Consider the following 26567-nt stretch of genomic DNA (forward strand, 5'->3'; position numbering starts at 1 on the left):
CAGTCCTTGTCAACCATCGCCCCGGACGTGTCCGCCCGCATCCGCTCGATCGACGCGCTGCGCGGGCTGGTGATGCTGCTGATGCTGGTCGATCATGCCCGCGAGACCTTCTATTCGACCGTGCCGGTCGCCGACCCGCTGGGGCCGGAGACGCCGACCGCGCTGTTCCTTACCCGGCTGACCGCGCACTTTTGCGCGCCGGTGTTCGTGCTCCTCACCGGGCTGGCGGCGTGGCTCTATGCGCAGTCGCGTGGCGGCGCGGCGGTGGCCTCGGACTTTCTGTGGAAGCGCGGGCTGTTCCTGATCCTGCTCGAGCTGACCGTGGTGAACTTCGCCTGGGGCTTCGATCTCACCCCGCCGATGCTCTATTTGCAGGTGATCTGGGTGATCGGGCTGTCGATGCTGGCGCTGGCGGTGCTGGTCCACCTGCCCCGCCCCGCGCTGATCGCGCTGGGGCTGGCGATCGTGCTGGGGCATAATGCGCTCGACGGCGCGCATGCCACCGGCGAGCCGGCGCATGCAATCTGGGCAGTGCTGCACGAGCGCACGATCTTTGACCTGCCCTGGGGCGGGCGCCTGCGGATCAGCTATCCGCTGCTGCCCTGGATCGGGATGATCGCGCTCGGCTATGCGCTGGGGCCGTGGTTCGCCGCAGGCGTGGACTCTGCCACGCGGCAGCGGAAGCTGGTGGCGGCGGGCCTCGCCGCGCTGGCGCTGTTCGTGCTGCTGCGCGTGACCAATGTCTATGGCGACCTTCATCCGTGGCAGGCAGGCGCGGACGCGCTCGGCACCGTGCTGCAGTTCGTCAACCTCACCAAATATCCCCCCTCGGCCGATTTCCTGCTGGCGACGTTGGGCGTGGGACTGATCGTGCTGGCCGCGTTCGAGCGGCTGCCGGCGCGCGCGGCGGGACTGCTGGCGGTGCTGGGCGGCGCGCCGCTGTTCTTCTACCTGTTCCACCTCTACCTGCTGCGGGCGCTGAACCTTGCGGCGGGTGCGGCGCTGGGCGTGGCGGGGCCGGTGAGCGTGCCCAATGTCGCCGCGTTGTGGCTGCTGGCGGCGATCATAGTGGTGCCGTGCTGGTTCGCCACCCGCGCCTTCGGGAGCCTCAAGCGCCGAAGCGACGCCTGGTGGATGCGCTATCTATAGGTCGCCGCGCATCCGCCGCTGGTGGTATTTCACTCGCACGGTGATGCCGAGCACCATCAGGAAGAAGGCGAGCCCCAGCACCGCCGCCGGCACCGCGACGGGCATCGGCCACACCTTCGCCCGCAGCGCCGCGAGCAGCGCGCCAAGCACCGCCAGCCACACCGCCCCCATGCGCAGCGGCCGCGCGATCTGCTTCAGCTCGGCCTTGTAGGCGGCGCGCTCGGCAGGATCGTTCAGGTTCGGCGGGGTCGGCATGTCCAGTCTTCCTTCAGCAGCCCGTAGAGCGTGGTGTCGCGCACGCCGATATGGGTCTCCCATTCGGCGCGCAGCACCCCCTCCAGCCGGAAGCCCAGCCGTTCGAGCAGCCGGCGCGAATACACATTGTCCGGGTCCGTGTCCGCAAAAACCCGCCGATGCGCCTCGGCGAGGAAGAGCTGGTCGAGCACCGCGCCGATCGCCTCCTCGGCGATCCCCTGCCCCCAATGCGGCCGGGCGAGCAGATAGCCGATCTCGCTGACCGCCGCCCGCTTCTCGCCCACCGCGACATAGCCGATCGCGGTGTCGTCGCCGGCATGCGTGATCGCCCAGACGCGCCAGGCGGGGTCGCCGCGCGACAGGCTGGCGCGGGTCTGCTCGACGGTTTCGTGGGGCGCGTGGCTCCACCAGGTCATCAGTTCGGCGTCGGAGAGGCTGGGGAACAGCGCCTCGGCATCGTCCACGTCACGCGGCCGCAAGCGCAGCCGCGCGGTCGTCAACACCGGGGCGTCCGCCATCTCAGCGATTGCCGCCGATGAAATCGCCCAGTCCGCCCAGGACCGACCCCTCGCCGCGATTGTGGCCGCCCCCGTTCGCCGCCGCCATCATCCGCCCCGCCAATCGCGCAAACGGCAGCGACTGGATCCATACCTTGCCCGGACCGCGCAGCCGCGCGAAGAATACGCCCTCGCCGCCGAAGAGCATGCTGCGTACACCGCCGACCGAGACGAGATCGAAATCCACCGACGGCGTCAGCGCGGCAAGGCAGCCGGTATCGACATGGAGTTCCTCGCCCGGCGCCAGCTCGCGCTCGACGATCGCGCCGCCCATCTGAACGAACACCCAGCCGTCGCCGTCGAGCCGCTGCATGATGAAGCCCTCGCCGCCGAACAGCCCGGTCATCACCCGGCGCTGGAAGGCGATCCCCATCTGCACACCCTTCGCGGCGGCGAGAAAGGCGTCCTTCTGGCAGATCAGCGTCCCGCCGATATCCGCCAGCCGCAGCGGTACGATCGCGCCGGGCACGGGCGAGGCGAAGGAGACGCGCGCCTTGCCGCTGCCCTGGTAGGTGAAGACGGTGGTGAACAGCCCCTCGCCGGTAACCAGCCTTTTGCCGGCGCCGAGCAGCTTGTCCATGAAGCCGCCCCCGGCGTTGCTGCCGTCGCCGAACACGGTCTGCATGGTGATCGCGGCGTCTTTCCACACCATGGCGCCGGCCTCGGCAACCGCGCTCTCGCCGGGATCGAGCTCGATCTCGACGAACTGCAGCTCCTGGCCCTTGATCTCGAAATCGATGTCGTCGGCATAGCCTTCGCGGCGCGTGTGCGACCAGGGGCTCATCGGCGGCATGGCAGTCTCTCCATCACGTGTTGCAGCCAACTAGTACACCAAAGCCCGTGGCGCAGGAAAGCCCGCCCGCGACCAGCCGAACCGATCAGCGAAGCGTCTCGATGATCCCCGAAAAGTCGAGCCCGGCACCGTCGCCCTCGACGAACGCAATATAGAGCTGCTCGGCGCGCTCCCCCATCGGCACCTGCGCGCCGACGCTTGCCGCGGCTTCCAGCGCGAGCTTTAGGTCCTTGAGCATAAGGGGGGCACCGAACCCGCCCCGATAGCCGCGGTCGGCGGGGGTTTCCGGGCCGACACCGGGGACCGGGCAATAGCTCGTCATCGACCAGCTCTGCCCCGACGAAACCGAGGCGATGTCGAAGAAACGCTGCTGGTCGAGCCCCAGTTTTTCGGCGAGCGCAAAGGCCTCGCACGTGGCGATCATCGTCGCGCCCAGGATCATGTTGTTGCAGATCTTCGCCGCCTGCCCCGCGCCGCTGGCGCCGGCGTGGATCACCGTCTTGCCCATGTCCTCGAGAAACGGCTCTGCGCGTTCGAACGCGGTCGCGGCGCCGCCGACCATGAAGGTGAGCGTGCCGGCATTGGCCGCCGCAATCCCGCCCGAGACCGGCGCGTCGACCGCGAGCAGCCCGCGCTGGGTCGCGGCCTCGGCAACGCGGCGGGCGGTGGCGACGTCGATTGTCGAGCAGTCGATCAGGATCGCGCCGGCTTCGGCATGGTCGAGCAGCGTCTCGGTATAGAGCGTCTCCACGTGCCGCCCGGCGGGCAGCATCGTGACGATCGCCTCGGCGCCGGCGATCGCTTCGGCGGCATCGGCGGCTGGCAGACAGCCGGCCTTCCTGGCGCGCTCCAGCGCTTCCGGGGATAGATCGAAGGCGCGGACGTCATGGCCGGCCTTGGCGAGGTTCGCCGCCATCCCGCCGCCCATGTTGCCGAGGCCGATAAATGCTACGCGTGCCATCTGCTTCCTCTCTACTTTTCCTCCCCCCTTGCGGGGGAGGATAGCGAAGCTTGCCGGCTTTGCCGGCTAGCGCAGCTTGGAGAGGGGGAGCGATTTGCATCCGCAAATCGCGCGGCGCAGCGCGCCGCTTCACCCTCTCCCGCTGCGACTAGGCAGCAAGCTGCCAAGTCTCGCGGCCTCCCCCCTCAAGGGGGAGGCAATGGGTTATTTGCCCGTCCAGTTCCCCGAACGCTTCTCGACGAACGCGGTCATGCCTTCCTGCTGGTCCTCGGTGCCGAACAGCGCGTGGAACAGGCGGCGCTCGAACTGCACGCCTTGGGCCAGCGTCGTCTCGAACGCCACGTTGACCATTTCCTTGTTCGCCTTCACCGCCAGCGGGGGCATCGCCGCGATCGTCGCGGCGGTCTTCACCGCTTCCTCGACCAGCTCGGCGGCGGGAACGATCCGGCTGACCAATCCGGCGCGCTCGGCTTCGGCGGCGTCCATCATCCGGCCGGTGAGGCACATCTCCATCGCCTTGGCCTTGCCGACGGCGCGCGTGAGCCGCTGCGAGCCGCCCATGCCCGGCGACACGCCCAGCTTGATCTCGGGCTGGCCGAACTTGGCGGTGTCCGCGGCGAGGATGAAGTCGCACATCATCGCCACTTCGCAGCCGCCGCCCAGCGCATAGCCGGATACTGCCGCGAGGATCGGCTTGCGGGTGCGGGTGAACGCGTCCCAGCCGGCGAAGAAGTCATGGCCGTACATATCGGCAAAGCCCTGCGCCTGCATCTCCTTGATGTCGGCGCCGGCGGCGAAGGCCTTCTCGCTGCCGTTGAGCACCGCGCAGCCCTGCGACGGATCGGCATCGAAGGCGCGCATCACGTCGAGCAGCTCGGTCAGCACCTGGCTGTTGAGCGCGTTGAGCGCCTTGGGCCGGTTGAGCGTGATCAGCGTCACCGCGCCGCGCTGTTCGACGAGGAGGGTTTCGTAGGAAGACATGACGTTCTCCGTTCAGGGCGCCCAGGCCTGTGCGGGCGGCAGGGGGGCGAAGATGGCATCGATCGCGGCGCTGTCCACCGCTTCCGGGGTGGCGGGCGACCAATGCGGGGCATTGTCCTTGTCGACGATTACGGCGCGCACGCCCTCGGCGAAGTCTGGCAGGCGGCAGACGCGGGTGGCGACGGCATATTCCTGCGCCATCTCGGCGGCGAAATCGGGCATATTGCGGCCTTCGCGGACGATCCGCAGCGACACCTTGCAGGCCTGCGGCGACTTGGTGCGCAGCGTGGCGAGGGTGGCCGCGGCCCATTCGCTGTCCTCCGCTTCGAGTGCAGCAAAGATCTCTTCCACCGTATCGCCGGCGAACCACCGATCGATATCGGCATAGTGCGCGAGGATCTTGGCGATCGGCGGTTCTATCGACAGGTCGTCGAGGATCGCCAGTGCCTTGTCTGGCGCGGTGGTGATCTGCGCCTTGGCGGAGGCCAGCGCCTCGGCGGGGAGGTAGTGGGTGGCGAGGCCGAGCGCGAGGCATTCGGCGCCGTCGAGCCGGTGGCCGGTCAGCGCGAGATACTCGCCCATCCGCCCGGGCAGCCGCGAGAGGTACCAGCCACCGCCCACGTCGGGGAACAGGCCGATGCCGGTCTCGGGCATGGCGAACTTGGTGTTCTCGGTCGCGACCCGGTAGCGCGCCGGCTGCGAGATGCCGACGCCACCGCCCATCACGATGCCGTCCGCGAAGGCGACGATCGGCTTGGGATAGGTGAACAGCCGGTGGTTGAGCCGGTATTCGATGCGGAAGAAGTCTGCCGCTTCGGTGCCGTCGCCCGCGCCGCTCTCTGCGATCATGCGGATGTCGCCGCCGGCACAGAAGCCGCGGCCCTCGGCATGGTCGAGCAGCACGATGTGGACGGCGTCGTCCTGCTCCCACGCGTCGAGCGCGTAGAGCATCGCCTGGCACATCGCGGTGTTGAGCGCGTGGAGCGCCTTGGGGCGGTTGAGGCGCAGGCGCGCGACGGGGCCTTCGATGGCGGTGAGGATGTCCATCAGCAAGATCCTCCCCGGAACGGGAAGGGGGACCAAGCCGTAACGCGGCTTGGTGGAGGGTCCGCCGCGTATGCGGCGGTGTTCCCGATGTTGAAACCGTCCCCGCGCCTCCGGCGCGACCCCTCCACCACGCGGCTGCGCCGCGCGGTCCCCCTCCCCGTTCCGGGGAGGAATTGGGAGGGTCGAAAGTTCCGAAAGTTCCGGGAAAGCGACATCAACCCGGCTTCCTCCTTGGTCCGCGCGCCGGACAGGGGCGAACAAAGCATAAACACACTGCTGTAGGAAAGCATTTTCCGACTCAATCCTTCAGCAGATCGCGGCCGACGATCATCCGCATCACCTGGTTGGTGCCCTCAAGGATCGAGTGGACGCGCAGGTCGCGCCAGAAACGCTCGATCGGATAGTCCATCAGATAGCCATAGCCCCCGTGGAGTTGCAGCGCGCGATCGACCACCGCGGAGCCGGTGTCGGTGGCGAGTCGCTTGGCCATGGCGGCGAAGCGGGTCTTGTCCGGCGTGCCCGCGGTCACCTTGGCGGCGGCGAGGTAGAGCAGCGCGCGGGCGGCCTCCAGTTCGGTCGCCATGTCGGCGAGCATGAACTGGGTGTTCTGGAAGTCGGCGATCGCCTTGCCGAACTGCTTGCGCTCCTGGGTGTAGCGTACCGCCTCGTCGAGGCAGCGCTGCGCCCCGCCCAGCGAGCAGGCGCCGATGTTCAGCCGCCCGCCGTCCAGCCCCATCATCGCGATGCGGAAGCCTTCGCCTTCGGCACCGATCAGGTTTTCGACCGGCACGCGGACCGAATCGAAGTTCACTTGCGCGGTCGGCTGCGAGTGCCAGCCGAGCTTGCGCTCCTGCGCGCCGAAGCTGACGCCGGGCATGTCCTTCTCGATCACCAGCGCCGAGATGCCCTTGGGGCCGTCCTCGCCGGTGCGTACCATGGTGACGTAGAGGTCGTTCTCGCCGCCGCCCGAGATGAACTGCTTGGTGCCGGTGACGACATACTGGTCGCCGTCGCGCACCGCGCGCGTCTTGAGCGCGGCGGCGTCGGAGCCCGAGCCGGGTTCGGTGAGGCAATAGCTGGCCAGCCGGTCCATCGTGACGAGGCTGGGGAGATACTTGTCCTTCACGCCCTGCGCGCCGAACCGGTCGATCATCCACGCGGCCATGTTGTGGATCGAGATGAACGCGCTGGTCGAGGGGCAGCCATAGGACATCGCCTCGAAGATAAGCGCGGACTCCAGCCGGCCGAGGCCGATGCCGCCCGATTCCTCGGAGACATAGATCGCCGCGAAGCCGAGCTCGGCGGCGGCCTTGATCGTCTCGCGCGGGAAGATGTGCTTCTCGTCCCACTCGGCGGCATGCGGGGTGATCGCATCGGCGGTGAACTTCTGCGCCATCTCCTGGATCTGGCGCTGGTCGTCGGTGAGGTCGAACTGGTGGGTCATGGGTTCAGCCGTGTTGGATCGTTGGAATTCCTCCCCGGCACGGGGAGGGGGACCGCGCGGCGCAGCCGCGTGGTGGAGGGGCCGCGCCGCAGGCGCGGGGAGGGCGGCGGGCGCAGGGATACCGCCGCTTGCGCGGCGGCCCCTCCACCAAGCCGCTGCGCGACTTGGTCCCCCTCCCCGTGCCGGGGAGGAATTGGGTCCGCACGCACCCCCGTCACCCCATGGTCGGGATGACGAAGGCGTTGCTGCCGTCGGGGGCGCCGTCAGGCCAGCGCTGGGTGACGGTCTTGACCTTGGTCCAGAACCGCACGCCTTCCATGCCGTGCTGGTTGACGTCGCCGAACGCCGACCGCTTCCAGCCGCCGAAACTGTGATACGCCACCGGCACCGGGATCGGCACGTTGATGCCGACCATGCCGACATTCACCCGCGCCGCGAACTCGCGCGCGGCATGGCCGTTGCGGGTGAAGATCGCGACCCCGTTGCCGTACTGGTGGTCGCTCGGCAGGCGGAGCGCGGTCTCGAAATCCGGGGCGCGGACGATCTGGAGGACCGGGCCGAAGATCTCTTCCTTGTACGCCTGCATGTCGGGCGTCACCCGGTCGAACAGCGACGGGCCGATGAAGAAGCCCTTCTCATGCCCCTGCAGCGAAAAGCCGCGGCCGTCGACGACCAGTTCGGCGCCTTCGTCGACGCCGGTCTGGATCCAGTTTTCCACGCGCGCCTTGTGGGCGGCGTTGACCACCGGACCGTATTGCGCCTCGGCATCGGTGGAGACGCCCACCCGCAGCGCCTCGATCGCCGGGATCAGCTTTTCGCGCAGGGCATCGGCGGTCTTGTCGCCGACCGGCACCACCACCGGCAGCGCCATGCAACGCTCGCCCGCCGAACCGAAGGCCGCGCCCGAGAGGTCGGCCACGACCTGGTCGAGATCGGCGTCGGGCATGACGATGCCGTGGTTCTTGGCGCCGCCCATCGCCTGGACGCGCTTCCCTGCCTCGACGCCGCGGCGATAGACATAATGCGCGATGTCCGACGAGCCGACGAAGCTCACTGCGCTGATCGCGGGATGGTCGAGGATCGCGTCGACCATCTCCTTGTCGCCCTGCACGACCTGCAGGATACCCTCGGGCGCGCCGGCCTCGAGCATCAGCTCGGCGAGGCGGACGGGCACGCTGGGGTCGCGCTCGGAGGGCTTGAGGAGGAAGGCGTTGCCGCAGGCGATCGCCACGCCGAACATCCACATCGGGATCATCGCCGGGAAGTTGAACGGGGTGATCCCCGCGCCGATGCCGAGCGGCATCCGCATCGAATAGACGTCGATGCCGGGACCGGCGCCCTGGGTGTACTCGCCCTTGAGCGCGTGGGGGATGCCGCAGGCGAACTCGATCACCTCGAGCCCGCGCTGGATGTCGCCCTTGGAGTCCGCGATCACCTTGCCATGTTCGGCCGAGAGGGTGTGCGCCAGCGCGTCCATGTTGGCCTCGACCAGCTCCTTGAAGCGGAACATCACGCGGGCGCGGCGCTGCGGGTTGGTCGCGGCCCAGCCGGGCTGGGCGGCCATCGCGGCGGCGACCGCGCGATCGAGATCGGCGGCGGTGCCGAGCGCCACCTGCGCCTGCACGGCGCCGCTATTGGGGTCGAAAACGTCCGACGTGCGGCCCGCGCCGCCGCCGGAATGGCCGACGATCACATGATCGATAACACGCATCATACTCTCCTGCGGATCGGCTGAGCGCCGACTCATAGCTTGTAATTAAGTTGCGCAATGACACAGCGCGCCCGGCATGTCACCCCGGCCGATGGACTGGCTTACTGCGAAGCGGTCGGCGGTCAGCCGCCCCTGGCGCGCGTCGTCAGCAGATCCTGGGTCAGCACCTGCGGCAGCACCTCGGGGGTGTCCTGCCCCGGCTGGTACCAGAGGTAGAGCGGCACGCCCGCCCGGTTATGCGCCTCGATGAAGCGGCCCAGCGTGGCGTCGCCATTGGTCCAGTCGCCGACCAGCACGGCGACCTTGCCGTCGGCCAGCGCCTGTTCGACCGCGGCGGTCTCGATCACCGCCTTTTCGTTGACCTTGCAGGTCAGGCACCAGTCGGCGGTGAAATAGGCGAAGACCGGCCGCCCCTGCGCGCGCAGTTCGGCGAGGCGGGCTTCGCTGAACGGCTCGGCGCCGGCCACGGCAGCAGGTGCACTGCCTGCTGCGACCGGGCGGACCAGCGCCACGCCACCGAGCGCCAGCAGCACCAGCGGCAGCGCCGGCAGCCAGGCGCGGCTCCGCCCCCTGGCCTGCCGGGCGCCTGCCCACCACAGGCCCAGCGTTGCCAGCAGCGTCGCCGCCAGCCCGATGGTCATCCCGTCCACCCCGGCCTGCTTGCCCAGCACCCAGGCAAGCGCCAGCGCGGTAAGGAACATCGGGATCGAGAGGATGTGCCGCATCGTCGCCATCCACGCGCCCGGCTTGGGCAGCCTGCGGCGGAAGGCGGGCACGAAGCCGAGCAACAGGAAGGGCAATGCGATACCGAGCCCCAAGCCGCCGAAGATCGCCAGACCCGCGAACCAGGGCAGCACAAGCGCCGCGCCCAGTGCCGAGGCCATGAACGGCCCGGTGCACGGCGTGGCGATGAAGGCTGCGAGCGCCCCGGTCGCGAAAGCCCCGCCATGCCCCTTGCTTGCGGCGCGGTTGACGAAGGCGGGGGTGGTGATCTCGAACAGCCCGGCCAGGTTGAAGGCGATGGCGGCGACTAGCAGCAGCAGCACGAGGATCACCCGCGGATCCTGCAACTGGAACGCCCAGCCCACCGTCGCCCCCGCCGCGCGCAGCCCGAGCAGCAGCCCGCCCAGCGCCAGGCACACCGCCACCACGCCCGCGGTATAAGCCAGCGCCTCGGCCCGCGGGCTGCCGGCGTCGTGATTGGCCTTGGCGAGGCTCAGTGCCTTGAGGCTGAGGATCGGGAAGACGCAGGGCATGACGTTGAGGATCAGCCCGCCCAGCACCGCCGCGAAGAAGGCGCCGATCGCCGCAAGCCACGGGGTCGCCGCCGGCTTGGCGGGCGGGACCGCGCCGGGCCTAGCGGTGACCGTCAGCCCCTGCCCGTCAATCGCCAGCACGCCTTCGAGCGCGGCAGGCGCCGTGCGGGCCTTGGTCTCGAGCACCAGCCGGTCGCCGTCGCGGGTGACGGTCTGCGGCGCGGCATAGTCGACCGCGTTGGCGGTCAGCGGATAGAAATAGACGTCCTTGGCAGACGCGCCCGCCGGATAGGGCACCGCGATCCGCAGCGTGTCGCCGTCCGCCTGGAAGGTCGCCGGGGTGCTCAGCGGCTTGGGCAGCTTGGCCCGCCAGCCGTCGAACTTGGCCCGCACCGCCGGATCGATCGTGCCGTCGCCGATCGTCAGGCTGGTCTCCAGCTCGGCCTTTTCGGGCACGCACAGCGTATCGGTGCAGACGAGATAGTCGAGCTTGAGCTTCACCGGCAGCGCGCCCTTCGCGTCGGCGGGGATGTGCAGCGTGGTCAGCCGGACGAAGGTGCCTTCATAGACATAGTTCATCAGCCCCGCGATCAGCAGCCGCTGCGGCACCGGGTAGCGGAACGCATCGGCCGTGGCGCCGGCCGGCAGCGTCCAGTGCGCCTCGGCGGGTAGCCCCGCATCGCCGGGATTCTGCCAATAGGCATGCCATTTGGGATCGGGGGTCGAGACCAGCGCCAGCGTCACGTCGCTGCCCGGCTTCGGGCGTACCGTCTCCGCCACCAGTTCGCTGCGGACATGGGGGCCCTTGGCAAAGCCCTGCGCCATGGCGGGCAGGCCCGACGCAAGGAGCAGCAGGAGCGACATCAAAGCGAAACGTAGCTGGGCCATGGCGCCGTCCTTGCCCAGTTCGCCGCGTTCGACAATAGCTGGGTGTACCAACGTCCACCCGTGCCCGGAGCCGGCCCCGAATGAAATTGCTTGCCCCCCTCGCCGCGCTCGCGCTGGCCGCTACCCCCGCCCTCGCCCAGCAGACCGCGCCGGCGCCTGCCGCCCCGGCGACGCCGCCCAAGCTGGTGGTGGTGATCTCGGTCGACCAGTTCTCGGCCGACCTGTTCGCCGAATATCGCAGCCAGTTCACCAGCGGCTTCGCCCGGCTGATGACCGGCGCGGTGTTCCCGGCGGGCTATCAGAGCCATGCCGCAACCGAGACCTGCCCGGGCCACTCGACGATCCTCACCGGCGACCATCCCGCGCGCACCGGCATCATCGCCAATGACTGGACCGATTTCGCTGCGCCGCGCGCCGACAAGACCGTCTACTGCGCCGAGGACGAGACCGTACCGGGCTCGGATTCGAACCACTACACCGTCTCCGACAAGCATCTGAAGGTGCCGACGCTCGGCGAGTGGATGAAGCAGGCCGATCCGCAGTCGCGCGTCGTTTCGGTCGCAGGCAAGGACCGCGCGGCGGTGATGATGGGCGGCCACAAGGTCGACGAGCTCTGGTGGTGGGACGGCAAGGCGTTCGTATCCTACGCCGGCCGCGCCGCGCCCGAGGCGGTGACCAGGATCAACGCCGCGACCACCGCGCGTATCGCCGAAGCGCAGCCCGCGCTCGACCTGCCGGGCTTCTGTGCCGCGCGCAGCCGCGCCATCCCGGTCGGCGGCAACAAGGCGGTCGGCGATGGCCGCTTCGCGCGCGCCGCGGGCGATGCCAAGGCGTTCCGCGCCTCGCCCGAGATCGACGATGCGGTGCTGGCGCTCGGCGCCAAGCTCGCCAGCGACATGAAGCTGGGCCAGCAAGGCCATACCGATCTGCTGATCCTGGGCGCCTCGGCGACCGACTATGTCGGCCACAGCTACGGCACCGAAGGCAGCGAAATGTGCCTGCAGCTGCTCTCGCTCGACCAGACGCTCGGCCGGCTGTTCGAGGCGCTCGATCGCACCAAGGTGGCGTATCAGGTGGTGCTGACCGCTGACCATGGCGGCCATGACCTGCCCGAACGCCACCGCGAACATGCCGCGCCGACCGAGCAGCGCATCGGCGCGGACGTGACCACCGCCAGCATCAGTCGCGCGCTCGCGGGCAAGCTGGGGCTCACCGGCCCGGTGCTGGTCGGCGGTCCGGCAGGCGATGTGTACGTCTCGCCGTCGGTGCCGCAGGCCAAGCGTGCCGCAGTGCTGGCCGAAGCGGTGAAGCTCTATACCGCGAACCCGCAGGTGCAGGCGGTGTTCACCCGCGCGCAGATCGAGGCGACGCCGATCGTCCACACTCCGCCCGAGACCTGGAGCCTGCTCGAGCGTGCCCGCGCCTCGCACGATCCGCAGCGTTCGGGCGACCTGATCGTCGCGCTCAAGCCGCGGGTGACGCCGATCCTCGATCCGGTCGGCGGCTATGTCGCGACGCATGGCAGCTTCTGGGACTATGACCGCCGCGTGCCGATCCTGTTCTGGCGCAAGGGCATGACCGGCTTCGAACAGCCGCTGTCGGTGGAAACCGTCGACATCGCCCCGACGCTGGCCGCGCTGATCAAGGTGCCGGTGCCGGTCGAGATCGACGGGCGCTGTCTGGATATCGACGCGGGGGTGGCGGATAGCTGCAAGTAACTAGATCCTCCCCCGGAACGGGGAGGGGGACCAAGACGCGCCGCGGCTTGGTGGAGGGGGAGCGCAGCAAGGGAGTCCGGTGCTGAGAGCCCCCTCCGCCACCGCCTTCGGCGGCGGTCCCCCTCCCCGTGCGGGGGAGGATCTTACCGACGCTCGAACGCCCGCATCCCCGTCAGCCGGTTGTTCGCCACCGTGATCCGCCCGCCGGACAGGTCCGCCACGAACGCCGGATCGGCCGGCGCGCCCGGCGCCAGTCCGGCGGTGTTGCCCTCCACCCGCAGACCATCGGTCGGATAGGTCCGCGCTTCCGCCGCCACCACGATCAGCCCGGAGCGGTTCTCCTTCGCCGCCCCCTGCACGAACATGTTCCGTGCGATCGTGCCCGTGCCGCCCTCGGACAGGTCGATCATATAGTTGGTCTTCCGGCCCGCGCTGTCGTCGAAGCTGTTGTCGGTGATCGCCACCTGGCGCGCGCGCAGCTTGACATAATGGCCACCCGTGCCGCGCTCGAAGCGGCTATTGGTGATACTCACCAGCCCATCGACCGACAGATAGACCGAATGCGCGCAGTTCGGCGATTCGTCGCACTGGCCGAGGCCGGCGAAGCTCGAGCGATCGATGGTGATGCTGCGCACGGTGGGATGGCCGCCACCGAGAATGCCCTCCTGGCTGTCGAGGAAAGTCGAGCGGGTGACGGCCAGGTCGCCCATCTCGATGCGGATGCCCGCGCCATTGCCGTCGCGCACGCGAAACCTGCGGAAGACCAGACCGTCCACCGCCGATCCGCGACCGCGCAGCACGAACGCCGCCTTGTCCTCGCACACGCTGCGCTCGAAGATCGCGGTGCCGGGCTGCACCGCCTTGTAGGTGATCCGCCCGGCCGCCTGCACCACACACTGCTGATAGGTGCCGGGTGCGATCCATATGGTCGCGATGCCGTCGCGTACACTCGCCACCGCGGCGGCAAGCGTCGGATAGCCCTTCCCCGTTTCGGCGACGGTGAAGGGCGCGGCAGCGGCGAGCGCGAGAAGCAGGATCGACATGCGCGCATCCTGCCACGGCCGCCGTTAAAAAACCGCCGATGCGCAACGCTGCACATTCGCCGCTTGTGCGCCGCAATGAAGCATTGCAGCATGCAGCCATTCGGTCACACGAGCGTTTGGGAGCTTCGATGGGATCACCGGGGGCGTTCGACGAGATTTGGGGACATGGCGGCCCGGAGGCGCCGCGCGAGGCGTTCACCGCGCTGTCGCAATGGATCGCGGACACGCCGCCCGAAGAGCTGCAGCGTCGCCAGCAATCCGCCGAGGCCGCCTTCCGCCAGCTGGGCATCACCTTCGCCGTCTATGGCGACAGCGATGCCGCCGAGCGCATCATCCCCTTCGACATCGTGCCGCGCATGTTCCTGCAGCGCGAATGGGAGAAATTGAGCGAGGGCCTGGTCCAGCGGGTCGAGGCGATCAACGCGTTTCTCGAGGACATTTACGGCGCCCGCCGTATCCTCGACGAAGGCATCCTCCCGCCCGAGCTGGTCCTGCGCAACGAGCAGTTCCGTCCCGAAGTCGCCGGCATCCGCCCGCCGCACGGGGTGTGGGCGCATATCTGCGGGATCGATCTGGTCCGCACCGGCGCCGACGATTTCTACGTGCTGGAAGACAATGCCCGCACGCCCTCGGGCGTCTCCTACATGCTGGAGAATCGCGAGGCGATGATCCGGCTCTGCCCCGAGCTGTTCCGAGATTTCCGCGTGGCACCGGTCGACAGCTATCCGGACATGCTGCTGGAGACGATGCGCTCGGTGGCGCCGCTCGGTCGCGCGCGGCCGGTGTGCGTCGTGCTGACGCCGGGGCATTTCAATTCGGCCTATTACGAGCACAGCTTCCTCGCCGATTCGATGGGGGTCGAACTGGTCGAGGCAGCCGATCTCGTGGTCGACGACGACGTGGTCTATATGGAGACGATCGCCGGGCGGGTGCGGGTGGACGTGATCTACCGCCGGATCGACGACGACTTTCTCGACCCGCTGGTGTTCAAGCCCGATTCGCTGCTCGGCGTGCCGGGGCTGATCGCCGCCTATCGCGCCGGCAATGTCGCGCTGCTCAACGCGCCGGGCAACGGCATCGCCGACGACAAGGCGATCTACAGCTACATGCCCGAGATCGTCCGCTTCTATTCGGGCGGCGAGGCCAAGCTGCCCAATGTCGAGACCTGGCGCTGCCGCGAACCACAGGCGCTGAAATATGTGCTCGATCATCTGCCCGAACTGGTGGTGAAGCTGGTCGACGGCTCCGGCGGCTACGGCATGCTGGTCGGGCCGACCGCGACGAGCGAGCAGATCGAAACCTTCCGCGCCGCGCTGATCGCAGAGCCGCACCGCTATATCGCGCAGCCGACGCTGGCACTGTCCACCGTGCCGACGCTGACCGAAAAGGGCCTGGCCCCGCGCCACGTCGACTTCCGCCCCTTCGTGCTGACCGGCAGCGACAAGGTGCGCGTCGTCCCCGGGGGGCTTACGCGGGTCGCGCTGCGCGAGGGATCGCTGGTGGTGAATTCCAGCCAGGGCGGCGGCACCAAGGACAGCTTCGTGCTGCTGGGGGATGCGGCATGATGATGCTCTCCCGCACCGCCGCCGCGCTCTACTGGCTCGGCCGCTATGTCGAGCGAGCCGATTTCATCGCGCGGCTGGTGGAAGCGACGATCCGCCTCGACGCGCTCTCCGCCCGCCCCGCCGGCGAGGCGGCTTGGCAGAGCGCGCTGACCGTCAGCTATACCGACGAACTCTTCGCCGCGACCGGCCATCCCGCCACCCAGGCGCATGTCGCGCGCTTCCTGACGCTGGAGGCCGACAACCCCGGCTCGATCACCCGCTGCCTGGAAATGGCGCGCAACAATGCCCGCGCCGTGCGCACCGCGCTCACCCGCGAGGCCTGGACCGCGATCAACCGCGCCTGGTGGCTGTTCGCCAATCGCGCCTCGACCGGCGGCGCCACCGCGACGCTCAACCTGGTCGAGCAGGTCAAGGGCGAGACGCGCGGCTTCGAAGGCGCGATCCACCGGATGATGCGCAACGAGGCGACGCTGCTGATCCAGCTCGGCGCCGCGATCGAACGCGCGGACAACACCGCGCGGCTCGTCGACGTCAAATACCATCTGCTGCTGCCGGCGGGCGAGAGCGTCGGCGGCGCGGTGGATCGCGACCAGTGGACGACGATCCTGCAGACCGTCTCCGCGGTCACCGCCTATCGCTGGCTCTATTCGGAGGGGCTGCGGCCGGACAATGTGATCGACCTGCTGGTCAGCCGAACCGAGCTGCCGCGCAGCGTCGCCGCCTGTGTGGAGGAGAGCGTGACCTTGCTCAGCCAGCTGGCCAAGCGCACCGGCCTGCAAGGGGAGGCCGATCGCATGGCCCGCGCCCGGCTCGCCCGCGTCCAGAAGGCGCGCACGCCTGACATCATCGTCGGCGGGCTGCACGAATATCTGGAGAAGTTCATCGCCGAGAATGCGCTGCTCGATGCAGCGATCGCGCGCCAGTTCCGGTTCCTGTGATGCGCATCGCCGTCGAACACCGCTCGGTCTACCGCTTCACCCAGCCCCAAGCGCGGATCGTCCAGATGCTGCGGCTGACGCCGTGCGACACCCAGCACCAGACCGTGGTGAGCTGGATGGTCGGGGTCGATTGCGACGCGCGGCTGCGCGACGCCGTCGACGGGTACGGCAATGCCGTGACGATGCTCTACGCCGAGGGCCCGATCGAGGCGATCGAGATCGCGGTCACCGGCGAGGTGCTCACCCAGGACAATGCCGGGGTGCTGCGCGGCACGTCCGAGCCGCTGCCCCCTGCCCTGTTCCTGCGGACGACGCCGCGGACCGCGCCCAGCCGCGAGCTCAGTGCCTTTGCCGCCGATGTGAGCGCTGGCACGACCGATCCGATCGAGCGATTGCACCGGCTCAACCAGGCGCTGCACGCCCGTTTCCGCTGCGTCCCCGACGTGCCGGACACGGGGCTAACCGTGGCCGAGGCCTTTGCCGGAAAGGCCGAGGCATCGCGCGACGTGGCGCAGATGTTCGTTTCCGCCGCGCGGACGCTGGAGGCGCCGGCCCGCTACGTCTCCGGCTATCATCTCGACGGCGACGCGCAGTGCGCGCCGCATGCCTGGTGCGAGGCCTGGGTGCAGGGGCTCGGCTGGGTGGCGTTCGATCCGGTCACCGGCAGATCGCCCGATGACGGCTATGTGCGCGTAGCCGTCGGCCTCGATTCGGAGGGCGCCGCGGCGGTCGCCGGACACCGTATCGGCCATGGCGAGGAACAGCTTGCGGTGGACCTGCATGTCGATCGGGTGGGCAACGAGGAGTAGGCGCTGCAGCAGCCGCCATCATTCCTTGCAAGGTGTACGACCGTCCTTCCCGCGAAGTCGGGAACCCATGTGCCATAACGGTCAGGAAAAGAACCGCGCCTTCAGCGCCAATGGATCCCCGCCGTCGCGAGGATGACCGTGGAGGCTAGTCGATCGGACGCCCCCGTCAGGCCAGCGCCGCCGCCACCGCGTTGGGCATCGCCCCCATGGCGGCCTCGTCGCCAAGCAGTGACCAGCCCGTGGGACCCAGCACCTCGATCGGGCGATAGCGCGTCTTGTACGCCATCCGCGCGCTGCCCTTCACCCAATAGCCGAGATAGACATAGGGCAGGCCCGCCGCGCGCGCGCGCAGGATGTGGTCCATGATAATATAGTTGCCCATGCTGGACCGCGTCTCGTCGTCGGTGACGAAGAAGCTGTAGATCATCGACAGGCCGTCGCCCTGCTGGTCGGTAATGCACGCCCCCACCAGCCGGCCGCGCTGGCCGTCGACCGACGGCTCGCGATATTCGACGACATAGGAGCTGACCGGCGATTGCTCGACCATGTCGGCATAGTCGCTCTCGTCCATCGCCGCCATGCCGCCGCCGGGGTGGCGCGAATCGAGATAGCGCTTGAGCAGGTCGTACTGCTCGCCGGTCGCCCAGGGCTTGCAGGCGGTGACTTCGAGGTCGCTGTAGCGCTTGAGCAATTTGCGCTGGGTCGCATTGGGCTCGAACCCGTCGGCCACCACGCGCACCGAGGCGCAGGCGGTGCAGCCCGCGCAGCTCGGCCGATAGGCGACCGACTGGCTGCGGCGAAAACCGATGCGGCTCAGCGCATCGTTGAGTTCACCGGCATGGTCACCCGAGAGCTCGGTGAAGATCTTGCGTTCCTGCTTCCCGGGCAAATACGGGCAGGGCGACGGGCTGGTCACGAAGAAACGCGGGAAACGTGATAATGCGGTCACCGCTCGGCCGTCCTCTGCTCCATCGGGCCGTCCCGATCGGCCCCTCTTATGCCGTTATGGGGTTGGTTTAGGATGATGAAAAGCGCGTTTACCATCAATAAGGGCCATTACCGCGCGATCCGCTTTCCCGGCTGACGCGGAACGGGACGATTCGGTCCACCGCTAACCATGCTTCGCAGCGAAGCAGCAGCGGCGCAGCGCCGGGAGCCCCTGATTCCAGATGCCGGGCCGCAAAGGGCGCGGCTCGATTCGCTTAGTCGAGCCTGTCGATTCCCAGCCTATCGAGTGCCGCCCCGACACCGTCTTCCGCGCGGATTGCCGCCCCCGCGTTTCGCGCCTGCTCCGCAATGCCCCCGCTTGCCAGCAGCCGCGCGATCGCGGCGGATGCGCGCATGGCGGTGTAACGGCGCTTGGGCAGCGACAGGCCAAGGCGGGCGCGCTCTATCCGCACGGCATTGTCGAACTGGTCGCCGAAGATCGGACAGACCAATTGCGGCACGCCCGCGCGGATCGCCTGGGCCGTGGTGCCGATGCCACCATGGCCGATCACCGCCGCCGCGCGCGGAAAGATCTGCGAATGCGGCGCATAGCCCGCCACGAGCACCATATCGTCCGCGAGGCGCCGATGCTGCGCCAGCAGATCGTCGCCAACCAGCAATACCGCCCGCCGCCCCAGCCGTCGTGCCGCCTCGGCGCTCGCCGCGTAGAAGCCGTCCTCGGCATAGACCGCCATGCTGCCCAGCGTGAAGACGAGGGGCGGCGGGCCCGCCTCCAGAAACGCTTCGATCTCGGCGGAGAGCCCCTCGCCTGCGAACCCACCGTCGTAGAAGACGAAGCCGGTCTGCGCGAAGCTGGGCGGCACATCACCAGGTGCCGGCGCGAACGCGGGCGACCACAGCCCGATCACGCGGTCCACCGCCAGCGGTCCCGACAGCATTTCGTTGCCCGCGAAGGGCGGTGCGCCGGCGGCCTCGCGCATCGCGGCGAACGGCTTGAGCCCCTTGGCATAGCGCCGTTCGGCCAGCCGCAGCAGCGGCCGCACCGCACCCGGGCCGAACCAGCGGCGCAACGTTACCAGCGCGGTTTCGCCGCGCGTCAGCACCGGCGGGTCCTCTGCCGAGAGCAGGGTGATCGGCTGGAGCAGCGCCGAGGCGAGCGGCACCCCCGCTGCCTGCGCCGCGATCCGCGCATGGATCGAGAAGCTGCTGGCGAGCACGAGGTCCGCACCGGCGATCACCGGTCGCAAGTCCGCCAACGTCACCTCGGCATAGGGCACCAGCACCCGGTTGACGATGAAGTCGAAGTCGGTGGCGATCGCTCGCGCGATTGCGCCCTCGTCCATGCCGGTGTCGGCGATCAGCTGCGGGCCGTCGGGGCGGATGGGGTGGAATTCGATGCCGTGGCGTTCGGCGATCGGCCGTACCGATTCCGCGCCGGCAAATACGGGCACGTGCCCGCGCGCCCGCATACCCAGCGCCAGTGCAATGAACGGATGCACGTCCCCCAACGTGCCCAGCGTCGCCAGTACCACCCGCATGCGCTTGTCCCCCCTACGGGGGCAGGGTGGTTGCAGGGTGCAGGCGCCGCGTCAATCAAGATCCCCCCGGCACGGGGAGGACTGCCGCGCTTGCCTCTAAGACCTTTCGTCATCCCCGCGAAGGCGGGGATCCATTGGCGCTGGTGCAGCGGTTCTTTCCCCCAGCGATCAGGGCAATGGATTCCCGCTTTCGCGGGAATGACGACGGATTTCGAAAAAACGCGGATACCCCATGCGCCCAGTGCAGTGCCCCCTCCCCGTTCCGGGGAGGATCTGAAGCTTAGTACGCCCTCGCTACCAGAATGCGCTCGACCGCCGGCTCGCCGGTGAACAGGCAGGTGCCTTCTGCCGGTGCCGCACCACCGGGCACGTTGCGGAAGGTCAGCTTGAGCGCCTTGAGCCGCTCGACCACCGCGTCCAGCTCGGCGCCGGTCGGCTTGGCCCAGCTGACCTCGGCCCAGCCCGGGAACTTCTCTGAATCGGCGAACATCGCCGCCAGCGTGTCGAAGTCGGCCACGTCGCGGCGGATGTTGCTGTCCAGCCGATCGCGCGCATCGAGATACAGGCCCTGCTGGATGCTCTCGAGGATCGCCGCGGCTTCCGCCACGAAATCCCCGCGCGGCATGATCTGCGAATCGAGCTTGCCGTCCTCGCGGTAGAGCTTGTTGCGCTGGATCACCGAGACGTTGCCGCCGGCGACGTCGCGCCCGCCTACCTCGATCACGATCGGCGCGCCCTTCTTCACCCAGCCCCAGCGCTTGGTCTGCGCCTTGACTGCCTTGAGGTCGAGCAGCGCACGCACCGGCTCGCCCAGCGCGCTCAGCTTGGCGAGCTCAGCCTGGAGCGACTTGCAATAGTCGATCGTCGCCGCGTCCTCGGGCTGGTCGCGCAGCATCGGCACGATGACGATCTGCCACGGCGCCACCATCGGCGGCACGCGCAGGCCGTCGTCGTCGCCGTGCACCATGATCAGCCCGCCGATCATGCGGGTGGAGACGCCCCAGCTGGTCGTCTGCGCCAGCTCGAACTGGCCTTCCGAGTTCTGGAACTTGATGTCCTGCGCCGAGGAGAAGGTGGTGCCCAGGAAGTGCGAGGTGCCGGCCTGCAGCGCCTTGCCATCCTGCATCATCGCCTCGATCGAGAAGGTCGAGACCGCGCCCGGGAAGCGCTCATTCTCCGGCTTCTCGCCCGCGACCACCGGCATCGCCAGGCAGTCCTCGGCGAAGCTGCGATAAACTTCGAGCATCTTGAGGGTCTCTTCCTGCGCCTCTTCCACCGTGGCATGGGCGGTATGCCCTTCCTGCCACAGGAACTCGGCGGTGCGCAGGAACATGCGGGTGCGCATTTCCCAGCGGACGACGTTCGCCCACTGGTTGATCAGCACCGGCAGGTCGCGCCAGCTCTGCACCCAGCGCGACATCGCCGCGCCGATCACCGTCTCCGACGTCGGGCGGACGACCAAAGGCTCTTCGAGCTTCGCCTCGGGATCGGGGACCAGCCGGCCGTCCTTCTGGACGAGGCGATGGTGCGTGACGACCGCCATTTCCTTGGCGAAGCCGTCAACATGCTCGGCTTCCTTCTCGAAATAGGAAAGCGGGATGAACAGCGGGAAATAGCAATTCTCGTGCCCCGTCGCCTTGATGCGATCGTCGAGCAGGCGCTGGATGCGCTCCCAGATGCCATAGCCCCAGGGCCGGATGACCATACAGCCGCGCACGCCCGAATCCTCGGCCATGTCCGCTTCGCTGATGACGGTCTGGTACCATTGCGCGAAATCGCCATCGCGCGTGACGGAAAGGGCGTGCTTGATCATGCCCACGCGCTTAGCGCCTGGGCGCGCCGACGCAAGGGCCGGCGCGTCCGGGGCTCACGCTCGCGCGGGCATTGCGCGCCTGGGCCCGTCACCGCGGTTGCGCGCCTGGTACAGCGCCCCGAGTGCGAGACCGAACAGCACCATGAAAAGCGGATCGTTGTCGCTCTGCGCCAGCACCATTCGCGTGGTGATCAGTACCGCCAGCGCTACCGCGACCGCGAATTCAGCCGGGAAAGGGGAGGTGACGTCTCGCCATCCCGCGCGGAACAGGCTTACGATCGACAGGATCAGCACGCCGAGATAGGCGAACAAGCCGGAGAGCCCGAGATCGGAGGCCATCGACACGAAGCCGAGATCGATGGTCAGGAAACCCTCCGGGGTTCGCCAGTTGATCGCGGCGGGACCTTCGCCAGGCCCATAGCCCAGGATCGGACGGCGGGCGATCACGGGAATCGCTGCGTGGAACTGCGCACTGCGGGCATCGGTGCTCGACTGTGCGGCGCCGCCGCCCAGCACGCGCACCTTCAAGGCCGGGACGAACAGGACCGCGAGCACCAGCGCGATCAGCGCCGCCGGGTAGAGCAAGGTCGCAGAAATGCCGATCAGGTCCCCGCGGGCGTTGCGCCAGCGATGCAGACCCCAGAACAATCCGAACAGCGCATGCGCGGCGATGAAGCCGACCAGCGCCAGCCGCGCTGCCGCGAGGATGGCCGAGTAGAGGATGAAGAGGTCGAAGGCCAGCCACATCAACCGGATCGGCCAGGTCTTCGCATTCACCATACGAAACAGGATGAAGGGTGTCGTCAGCGCCAGCAGCTCGCCCCATGCCAGCGGCGTCGTATAGGTGGTGACCACGCGATACCCTTGCCGGATGTGCGGCTGCAGCAGCTGGTCGAGCACGGTGTCATCGATCCGCAGAAAGGCGGGGATATGGCCGAGCCACAGCACATGCTGCACGCGGGCCTCGAACACGCCGATCACCATCAACACCAGCACGACCACGGCAAGTCTGTTGACCAGCCACGGCACCGTCTTGCCCCCGGGCCCGAACAGCCAGATCGACACGAAACAGATCGCGGTGGAGGTGAACGCCGTGTTCACCCAGCGCGCGATGGTTTCGCTGGGCGACACCGAGAGGACCGATGCCAGGAACTGGATAACGATGAAGCCGATGAGCAGACCCGACAGCCAGGGCGAGGCACGAAACACGTCGCGCAGACCCTGACGGAAGGGTTTGGACGTCGACACGCAGATCAACAGCAGCAGGGTCACCGCGAGGCCGACGAGGCGACGCATCGAGACCCAGGGCAAGCCGGCCACCGACACCGCCAGATAGTTGGGCCAGACGATCATGAAGACGACAAAGGCGGTGAAGGCGTGGGTGAGCGCCCGCGTCGGCGCCGCCTTGGCTTCGGGAAGCGCCCACACCACCAGCAGCGCTAGCAGCGCGAGCGGCGCCGCCGCGCCCACCAGCAGCGACGGGGGCAGGATCGCGGCCAGCACGCCATAGACGAAGGCGAGCAGCACGATGCTGCCCAGCAGCGCGAGGCGCCGCAGCGCGACCGCCCAGCCCGCCCGATCGGGATGATAGACCGGCAGCACGTCGCGCCCCGGGCGCATCAGCCCCCGGAACCACGCGTCCACGCGCAGCGTCCCCGAACCGAGGATGGTTTTCGAACGCCGCACCGCCCCTGCCAACCGAGCCTCCCTAGAAAATCCGAACACCAAGGCGCCGCACCGCGACCATGGACGCCATGCGCGAGAACAGCAACGGCCCCAGGATCGCGAATGCCGCGCCCAAGGCTCCATAGGGCGGAATCAGCAGCAGCGCGAGTATCGTTCCGATGATCGCCGCGATCGTCGTCAGCACCACGGTCAGGCGTTCGCGGCTGGCCATCATCAACACGCTGCCGCTCGAGGCGAAGATAAGGCTGAACACCTGGCCCAGCACCATGATCTGCATCGCCGCCGCGCCGGAGGTGAACTGCTTGCCGAAGATGCGCATGATCCATTCCGGAGCGACCAGCACCGCAAGCGCGAGCGGCGCCGATGCGAGCAGCAGCCCGATGATCGTCAACCGCAGGATGCGGCCGATCCGCGGCAGGTCGCCCTGGCGATAGGCGACCGCGAAGACCGGCTGCAGGATCGTTTCCGAGGTCGCGGAGAACAGCTTGAGGATCGCGGCGATCTGGTAGCCCACCCGAAACAGCCCGGCCTCGACCGGTCCGTGCGTCGCCGCGAGGAGCACGGTCGCGAACCAGTCGGTGAACAGGTTGTTGGCGTTGGCGACGAGAATCAGGAAGCCCGGCTTGAGCAGCGATTCATCGAGCGGCTCGCGCGGCTGCCATGACCGCACCGCGCGCATGTAGAGGAAGGTGGCGACCGCGGCAGTGATCACGCCGCCGAGCAGGTAAAGCTGCGACGCGAACACCGCATCCGCCGGCATCCCCCGCACCCACACGATCGCCAGCACCAGGCTGCCGAACGAGGTGGTCAGCGGGCCATCGATGAACTGCGACAGGCCGATCCACCGGACCCCGCGCAGCACCGTCGAGACGAGTCGGCAATAGACCAGAATCGGGATGACGAGCGAGAGTACCATCAGGCTCTGCGCGATTGCCGGACTGCCGATCAGGTCGACCGCGATCTGCCAGTGAAACAGCACGATGATCAGCGCCAGCGCCAGCCCGGCGCCGGTGGCCACCTGGATCGCGTGCCGCGCCGCAGCGCGCGCGCGACCCGTGTTCTCCAGCGCGAGATTCACCGACACCGAGCGGACGAGGATAGCGTCCAGCCCGAGAAGCGCGAGGATCACGCACATCTGCACCGTGGTGAGCGACGTGCCGAAGGCGCCAACGCCCGCCGCACCGGCGGTGCGCGCAAGCAGCCAGGTGAAGAGGAAGCTGGTGGCGGCGCCGAGGCCCTTCACCCCGAACCCCACCACCATCTGGCCGCGCACGCCGCGCAGATGCAAGTTCTGAAGCTTCACCGCGAGCGCCCCCAAGAAGATGCCCCGCGCTTAAGACAAGCGATCGCAGGGGGCAAGCCGCCTGGGGGCGGCCCGGCTCAGGCGTGGAACAGGTCGAGCGATGCCAGCCGCGGCGTGGTGAGCATCGAGAAGGGCGAGGCGCTCGTGTACAGCGACCCGCTCGCGCTGGCGGTGGCGAGCGCCGTCGCCAGCGGCGATGCCGATGCGCCGCTGGTACCGAAGGCGCTGACCAGGCTCAACGTTGCCGGCGCCGCCATCGCGCCGCCCCAGGCGGTGCTGCCGGCCAGCGTCGCGGCGGTCTGCGCCACGCCCTTGGCCACCATCCCCTTGAGCGTGTCGGCCGCCGTGGGGGTCTTGGTCGCGGCGCTGCCAGCGTTGAGCGAGATGATCTGCGATGCGCTGAATGCGGTGTCCCGCATCTCGATGTCCCCCACCGATCCGCTGAAGGCGGCGGTGAATGGATGGCCCACATAAAGGCCCCAAGATTCCTGCTTGCGCGTGACGCCGGACATCTTCGCCGTCGCCTTGGCGACCCCGTCGACATATAGCGTCGAGACACCGGCGTCGCCCTGGAAGCTGAGCGCGATCTTGTGGAGGTTGGTATCCCCGATCACGCCGCTGGCGGTTGCCATCGTCGAGGTGACCCCGGCATCGTTGGTCATCGTGAAGGTCAGGCCGCCATCGGCGCGCAGCGTGACGTTCCAGCTGTTGTAGATGCCGATGATCTGGCCGGTCGGCGCGTTGGCCCCTGCCCGCTGCAGATCGAAGTTCAGCGTAAAGGCCGAGAGATTGTAGAGCTGGCGCGAGGTACCGCGTGCCAGCTCCATGCCGGATCCGGTGCTGACGTTGAGCATGCCGTTGCTGATCCGCTCCGTGGTGAGCGGCTTCACCAGATTGCTCGTGCCCCAGCCCGACGTGTCGACGACGCCCTGGGTGCCGAAGTTGAGATCCAGCAGCAGACGCGGTCCGGTCGGCAGCGGGTTCCGCAGCACGTCGCTCGCGACCTCTGCCGCGAACCGGCTGCCGGCCGGCGGTTGATAGCCGATGCCCGGTGCCAGAAGGCTGTATATCTTGGTATTGCTGGCCTGGTTGATCCCATAGATCCGCCGCATCTGCTCCAAATCGTTGACCAGCTGCGTATTGTTGGTGTTGGTGAGGGTGTTGGTGCCGTCCAGGACGACCTGGTCGGTGAGGTTGCCGGTCAACGTGCCGGACACGTCTTCCAGCCGGATCCAGGTCGACTTCTCGTCGACCGCGGATATGACCGTGTTGTTCGCGACCGTGGCGTTCTGCGCGTTGCGCAGATTGATGCCGTGATACATGCCGCTCAAATAGATCAGATTGTTCTCGATCGTGATGTCCTTGTAGGGCATCGCGCCGTTCTCGTCGTTCAGGAAGAAGCCCTGGGTGCCGCGGCCGTTGCCGGTCATCACTACGTTGTTCCTGATGACGACGTTCGAGTTCCCGCTGGTGCGACCGGCGGTCATGAACTGGATGGCATCGGGATGGTCGCCGTCTTGCGGATACAGCCCTTCAAACCGATTGCCGTCGATCGTGACGTTGGTCATTTCCGAAAAATTGGTGTGGTCAATGCGGTTGTCGAGGAAGTTGTTGTCCTTGACCAGCATGCCGTTCACGGCCCGCACGTCCATGCCGTTCTTGAAGTGATCGATCGTCGAGTTGATGATCTTGTTGTTCGTGCCGCCACGGATGGAAAGGCCGAGGCCCACCGCATAGGTCGGGTCGCCCGTGCCGCCGCTGAACTTGACGTTGTCGATCGTGATGTTGCTCGACGAGAGGACCCGATTCGCGATGGCGAAATCATCGGCCGGCGCCGTCGGACGAATGACGTCGAATCCCTTCAGCGTCACATTGCTCGAATTGGTAACCCAGAGGACACCGACCTTCGCGCGCCCCTTGTCGCTGGTATCGAGCGACTGGATCGTGATGTTCGCCGCCGGGTTGACGTTCGTCATCGTGATCGAACTATACGTACCCGGCGCGAGCAGGATCACATCACCGCTACTCGCCTTCTTGATCGCGGCATCGAGTTCGCTCTGATTCTTGACAACCGGCATGTTGTGCTACCCTTGCGTTACTAGTCGACCCCAAATCGACGCGTGATTCCCTCGATCTCGAAATTGCCATGCCGCCATGCAACAAG

21 protein-coding genes are annotated in these 26567 nt (G+C 68.1%); 5 read left to right on the forward strand and 16 right to left on the reverse strand.

Annotation, left to right across the window (positions count from 1 at the left end; all coding sequences use genetic code 11):
* The first annotated feature begins 27 nt into the window (after positions 1 to 27).
* Positions 28 to 1149 (forward strand): heparan-alpha-glucosaminide N-acetyltransferase domain-containing protein, encoded by a 1122-nt coding sequence (locus RT655_RS06580; protein WP_313535671.1) that lies wholly within the window; start codon positions 28 to 30, stop codon positions 1147 to 1149.
* Here RT655_RS06580 and RT655_RS06585 read toward each other — a convergent pair.
* The 9 genes from RT655_RS06585 to RT655_RS06625 form a co-directional block, all read right to left on the reverse strand.
* Positions 1144 to 1404, reverse strand: a complete 261-nt coding sequence (locus tag RT655_RS06585; RefSeq protein ID WP_313535672.1) for a hypothetical protein — start codon at positions 1402 to 1404, stop codon at positions 1144 to 1146. The two genes, RT655_RS06580 and RT655_RS06585, sit on opposite strands and share 6 nt — an antisense overlap.
* Positions 1383 to 1922, reverse strand: coding sequence for a GNAT family protein (locus RT655_RS06590; protein WP_313535673.1), 540 nt, complete (start codon positions 1920 to 1922; stop codon positions 1383 to 1385). The genes RT655_RS06585 and RT655_RS06590 overlap by 22 nt, the downstream gene beginning before the upstream one ends.
* A gap of 1 nt (position 1923) precedes the next feature.
* A complete protein-coding gene (locus RT655_RS06595; protein WP_313535674.1) occupies positions 1924 to 2754 on the reverse strand; it encodes a TIGR00266 family protein in 831 nt (276 codons plus the stop codon).
* 85 nt (positions 2755 to 2839) lie between these two features.
* Positions 2840 to 3715, reverse strand: coding sequence for a 3-hydroxyisobutyrate dehydrogenase (gene mmsB / locus RT655_RS06600; RefSeq protein ID WP_313535675.1), 876 nt, complete (start codon positions 3713 to 3715; stop codon positions 2840 to 2842).
* A gap of 204 nt (positions 3716 to 3919) precedes the next feature.
* Entirely contained in the window at positions 3920 to 4696 is a 777-nt protein-coding gene (locus tag RT655_RS06605) for an enoyl-CoA hydratase (RefSeq protein WP_313535676.1), read from the reverse strand.
* 12 nt (positions 4697 to 4708) lie between these two features.
* A complete protein-coding gene (locus tag RT655_RS06610) occupies positions 4709 to 5743 on the reverse strand; it encodes an enoyl-CoA hydratase/isomerase family protein (protein ID WP_409530246.1) in 1035 nt (344 codons plus the stop codon).
* Between the two features lie 298 nt (positions 5744 to 6041).
* The gene (locus RT655_RS06615; protein ID WP_313535677.1) at positions 6042 to 7187 is read right to left on the reverse strand and encodes an acyl-CoA dehydrogenase family protein; all 1146 of its coding nucleotides are present in this window, start codon (positions 7185 to 7187) and stop codon (positions 6042 to 6044) included.
* Between the two features lie 214 nt (positions 7188 to 7401).
* Positions 7402 to 8898 carry a CoA-acylating methylmalonate-semialdehyde dehydrogenase gene (locus RT655_RS06620; RefSeq protein ID WP_313535678.1) on the reverse strand — a complete coding sequence of 499 codons (1497 nt, stop codon included), beginning with the start codon at positions 8896 to 8898 and terminating at the stop codon, positions 7402 to 7404.
* Positions 8899 to 9020: 122 nt separating this feature from the next.
* Positions 9021 to 11042: a thioredoxin family protein gene (locus tag RT655_RS06625; RefSeq protein ID WP_313535679.1), complete on the reverse strand. Its 2022-nt coding sequence runs from the start codon at positions 11040 to 11042 to the stop codon at positions 9021 to 9023.
* Positions 11043 to 11122: 80 nt separating this feature from the next.
* Between RT655_RS06625 and RT655_RS06630 the strand changes: the two genes are divergently transcribed.
* Complete coding sequence (locus RT655_RS06630) at positions 11123 to 12760, forward strand: alkaline phosphatase family protein (RefSeq protein ID WP_313535680.1); 1638 nt, start codon at positions 11123 to 11125, stop codon at positions 12758 to 12760.
* 143 nt (positions 12761 to 12903) lie between these two features.
* Here RT655_RS06630 and RT655_RS06635 read toward each other — a convergent pair whose 3' ends face one another.
* The gene (locus RT655_RS06635; RefSeq protein WP_313535681.1) at positions 12904 to 13803 is read right to left on the reverse strand and encodes a right-handed parallel beta-helix repeat-containing protein; all 900 of its coding nucleotides are present in this window, start codon (positions 13801 to 13803) and stop codon (positions 12904 to 12906) included.
* Between the two features lie 128 nt (positions 13804 to 13931).
* Between RT655_RS06635 and RT655_RS06640 the strand changes: the two genes are divergently transcribed.
* From RT655_RS06640 to RT655_RS06650, 3 genes are read left to right on the forward strand one after another with little or no spacing between them, the layout of a single operon-like run.
* A complete protein-coding gene (locus tag RT655_RS06640) occupies positions 13932 to 15368 on the forward strand; it encodes a circularly permuted type 2 ATP-grasp protein (RefSeq protein ID WP_313535682.1) in 1437 nt (478 codons plus the stop codon).
* A gap of 2 nt (positions 15369 to 15370) precedes the next feature.
* Entirely contained in the window at positions 15371 to 16306 is a 936-nt protein-coding gene (locus RT655_RS06645) for an alpha-E domain-containing protein (RefSeq protein WP_313536922.1), read from the forward strand.
* On the forward strand, positions 16306 to 17115 hold the full coding sequence (locus RT655_RS06650; protein WP_313535683.1) for a transglutaminase family protein: 810 nt from the start codon (positions 16306 to 16308) through the stop codon (positions 17113 to 17115). The genes RT655_RS06645 and RT655_RS06650 overlap by 1 nt, the downstream gene beginning before the upstream one ends.
* 166 nt (positions 17116 to 17281) lie before the next feature.
* Here the strand turns inward: RT655_RS06650 and RT655_RS06655 are convergent, their stop codons facing one another.
* The 6 genes from RT655_RS06655 to RT655_RS06680 form a co-directional block, all read right to left on the reverse strand.
* On the reverse strand, positions 17282 to 18064 hold the full coding sequence (locus RT655_RS06655) for an arginyltransferase (RefSeq protein ID WP_313535685.1): 783 nt from the start codon (positions 18062 to 18064) through the stop codon (positions 17282 to 17284).
* 253 nt (positions 18065 to 18317) lie between these two features.
* Positions 18318 to 19601 (reverse strand): glycosyltransferase, encoded by a 1284-nt coding sequence (locus tag RT655_RS06660; protein WP_313535686.1) that lies wholly within the window; start codon positions 19599 to 19601, stop codon positions 18318 to 18320.
* A 280-nt stretch (positions 19602 to 19881) separates the two neighbouring features.
* On the reverse strand, positions 19882 to 21414 hold the full coding sequence (locus tag RT655_RS06665; RefSeq protein WP_313535687.1) for an aminoacyl--tRNA ligase-related protein: 1533 nt from the start codon (positions 21412 to 21414) through the stop codon (positions 19882 to 19884).
* Between the two features lie 54 nt (positions 21415 to 21468).
* The gene (locus tag RT655_RS06670) at positions 21469 to 23058 is read right to left on the reverse strand and encodes an O-antigen ligase family protein (protein WP_313535688.1); all 1590 of its coding nucleotides are present in this window, start codon (positions 23056 to 23058) and stop codon (positions 21469 to 21471) included.
* 64 nt (positions 23059 to 23122) lie between these two features.
* A complete protein-coding gene (locus RT655_RS06675) occupies positions 23123 to 24403 on the reverse strand; it encodes an oligosaccharide flippase family protein (RefSeq protein ID WP_313535689.1) in 1281 nt (426 codons plus the stop codon).
* A gap of 77 nt (positions 24404 to 24480) precedes the next feature.
* Positions 24481 to 26481, reverse strand: coding sequence for a right-handed parallel beta-helix repeat-containing protein (locus RT655_RS06680; protein ID WP_313535690.1), 2001 nt, complete (start codon positions 26479 to 26481; stop codon positions 24481 to 24483).
* Positions 26482 to 26567: the final 86 nt, after the last annotated feature.

Origin of the sequence: Sphingomonas sp. (assembly GCF_032114135.1) — a bacterium.
Lineage (GTDB): Bacteria > Pseudomonadota > Alphaproteobacteria > Sphingomonadales > Sphingomonadaceae > Sphingomonas.

Excerpts from the sequence above, each read along its gene's own strand:
- RT655_RS06680 (WP_313535690.1), bottom strand. The coding sequence starts at position 26,481 with ATGCCGGTTGTCAAGAATCAGAGCGAACTCGATGCCGCGATCAAGAAG.
- RT655_RS06650 (WP_313535683.1), top strand. The coding sequence starts at position 16,306 with ATGCGCATCGCCGTCGAACACCGCTCGGTCTACCGCTTCACCCAGCCC.
- RT655_RS06610 (WP_409530246.1), bottom strand. The coding sequence starts at position 5,743 with ATGGACATCCTCACCGCCATCGAAGGCCCCGTCGCGCGCCTGCGCCTC.
- RT655_RS06595 (WP_313535674.1), bottom strand. The coding sequence starts at position 2,754 with ATGCCGCCGATGAGCCCCTGGTCGCACACGCGCCGCGAAGGCTATGCC.
- RT655_RS06645 (WP_313536922.1), top strand. The coding sequence starts at position 15,371 with ATGCTCTCCCGCACCGCCGCCGCGCTCTACTGGCTCGGCCGCTATGTC.
- RT655_RS06605 (WP_313535676.1), bottom strand. The coding sequence starts at position 4,696 with ATGTCTTCCTACGAAACCCTCCTCGTCGAACAGCGCGGCGCGGTGACG.
- mmsB (WP_313535675.1), bottom strand. The coding sequence starts at position 3,715 with ATGGCACGCGTAGCATTTATCGGCCTCGGCAACATGGGCGGCGGGATG.
- RT655_RS06625 (WP_313535679.1), bottom strand. The coding sequence starts at position 11,042 with ATGGCCCAGCTACGTTTCGCTTTGATGTCGCTCCTGCTGCTCCTTGCG.
- RT655_RS06620 (WP_313535678.1), bottom strand. The coding sequence starts at position 8,898 with ATGCGTGTTATCGATCATGTGATCGTCGGCCATTCCGGCGGCGGCGCG.
- RT655_RS06630 (WP_313535680.1), top strand. The coding sequence starts at position 11,123 with ATGAAATTGCTTGCCCCCCTCGCCGCGCTCGCGCTGGCCGCTACCCCC.
- RT655_RS06660 (WP_313535686.1), bottom strand. The coding sequence starts at position 19,601 with ATGCGGGTGGTACTGGCGACGCTGGGCACGTTGGGGGACGTGCATCCG.
- RT655_RS06635 (WP_313535681.1), bottom strand. The coding sequence starts at position 13,803 with ATGTCGATCCTGCTTCTCGCGCTCGCCGCTGCCGCGCCCTTCACCGTC.
- RT655_RS06615 (WP_313535677.1), bottom strand. The coding sequence starts at position 7,187 with ATGACCCACCAGTTCGACCTCACCGACGACCAGCGCCAGATCCAGGAG.
- RT655_RS06585 (WP_313535672.1), bottom strand. The coding sequence starts at position 1,404 with ATGCCGACCCCGCCGAACCTGAACGATCCTGCCGAGCGCGCCGCCTAC.
- RT655_RS06640 (WP_313535682.1), top strand. The coding sequence starts at position 13,932 with ATGGGATCACCGGGGGCGTTCGACGAGATTTGGGGACATGGCGGCCCG.
- RT655_RS06590 (WP_313535673.1), bottom strand. The coding sequence starts at position 1,922 with ATGGCGGACGCCCCGGTGTTGACGACCGCGCGGCTGCGCTTGCGGCCG.
- RT655_RS06665 (WP_313535687.1), bottom strand. The coding sequence starts at position 21,414 with ATGATCAAGCACGCCCTTTCCGTCACGCGCGATGGCGATTTCGCGCAA.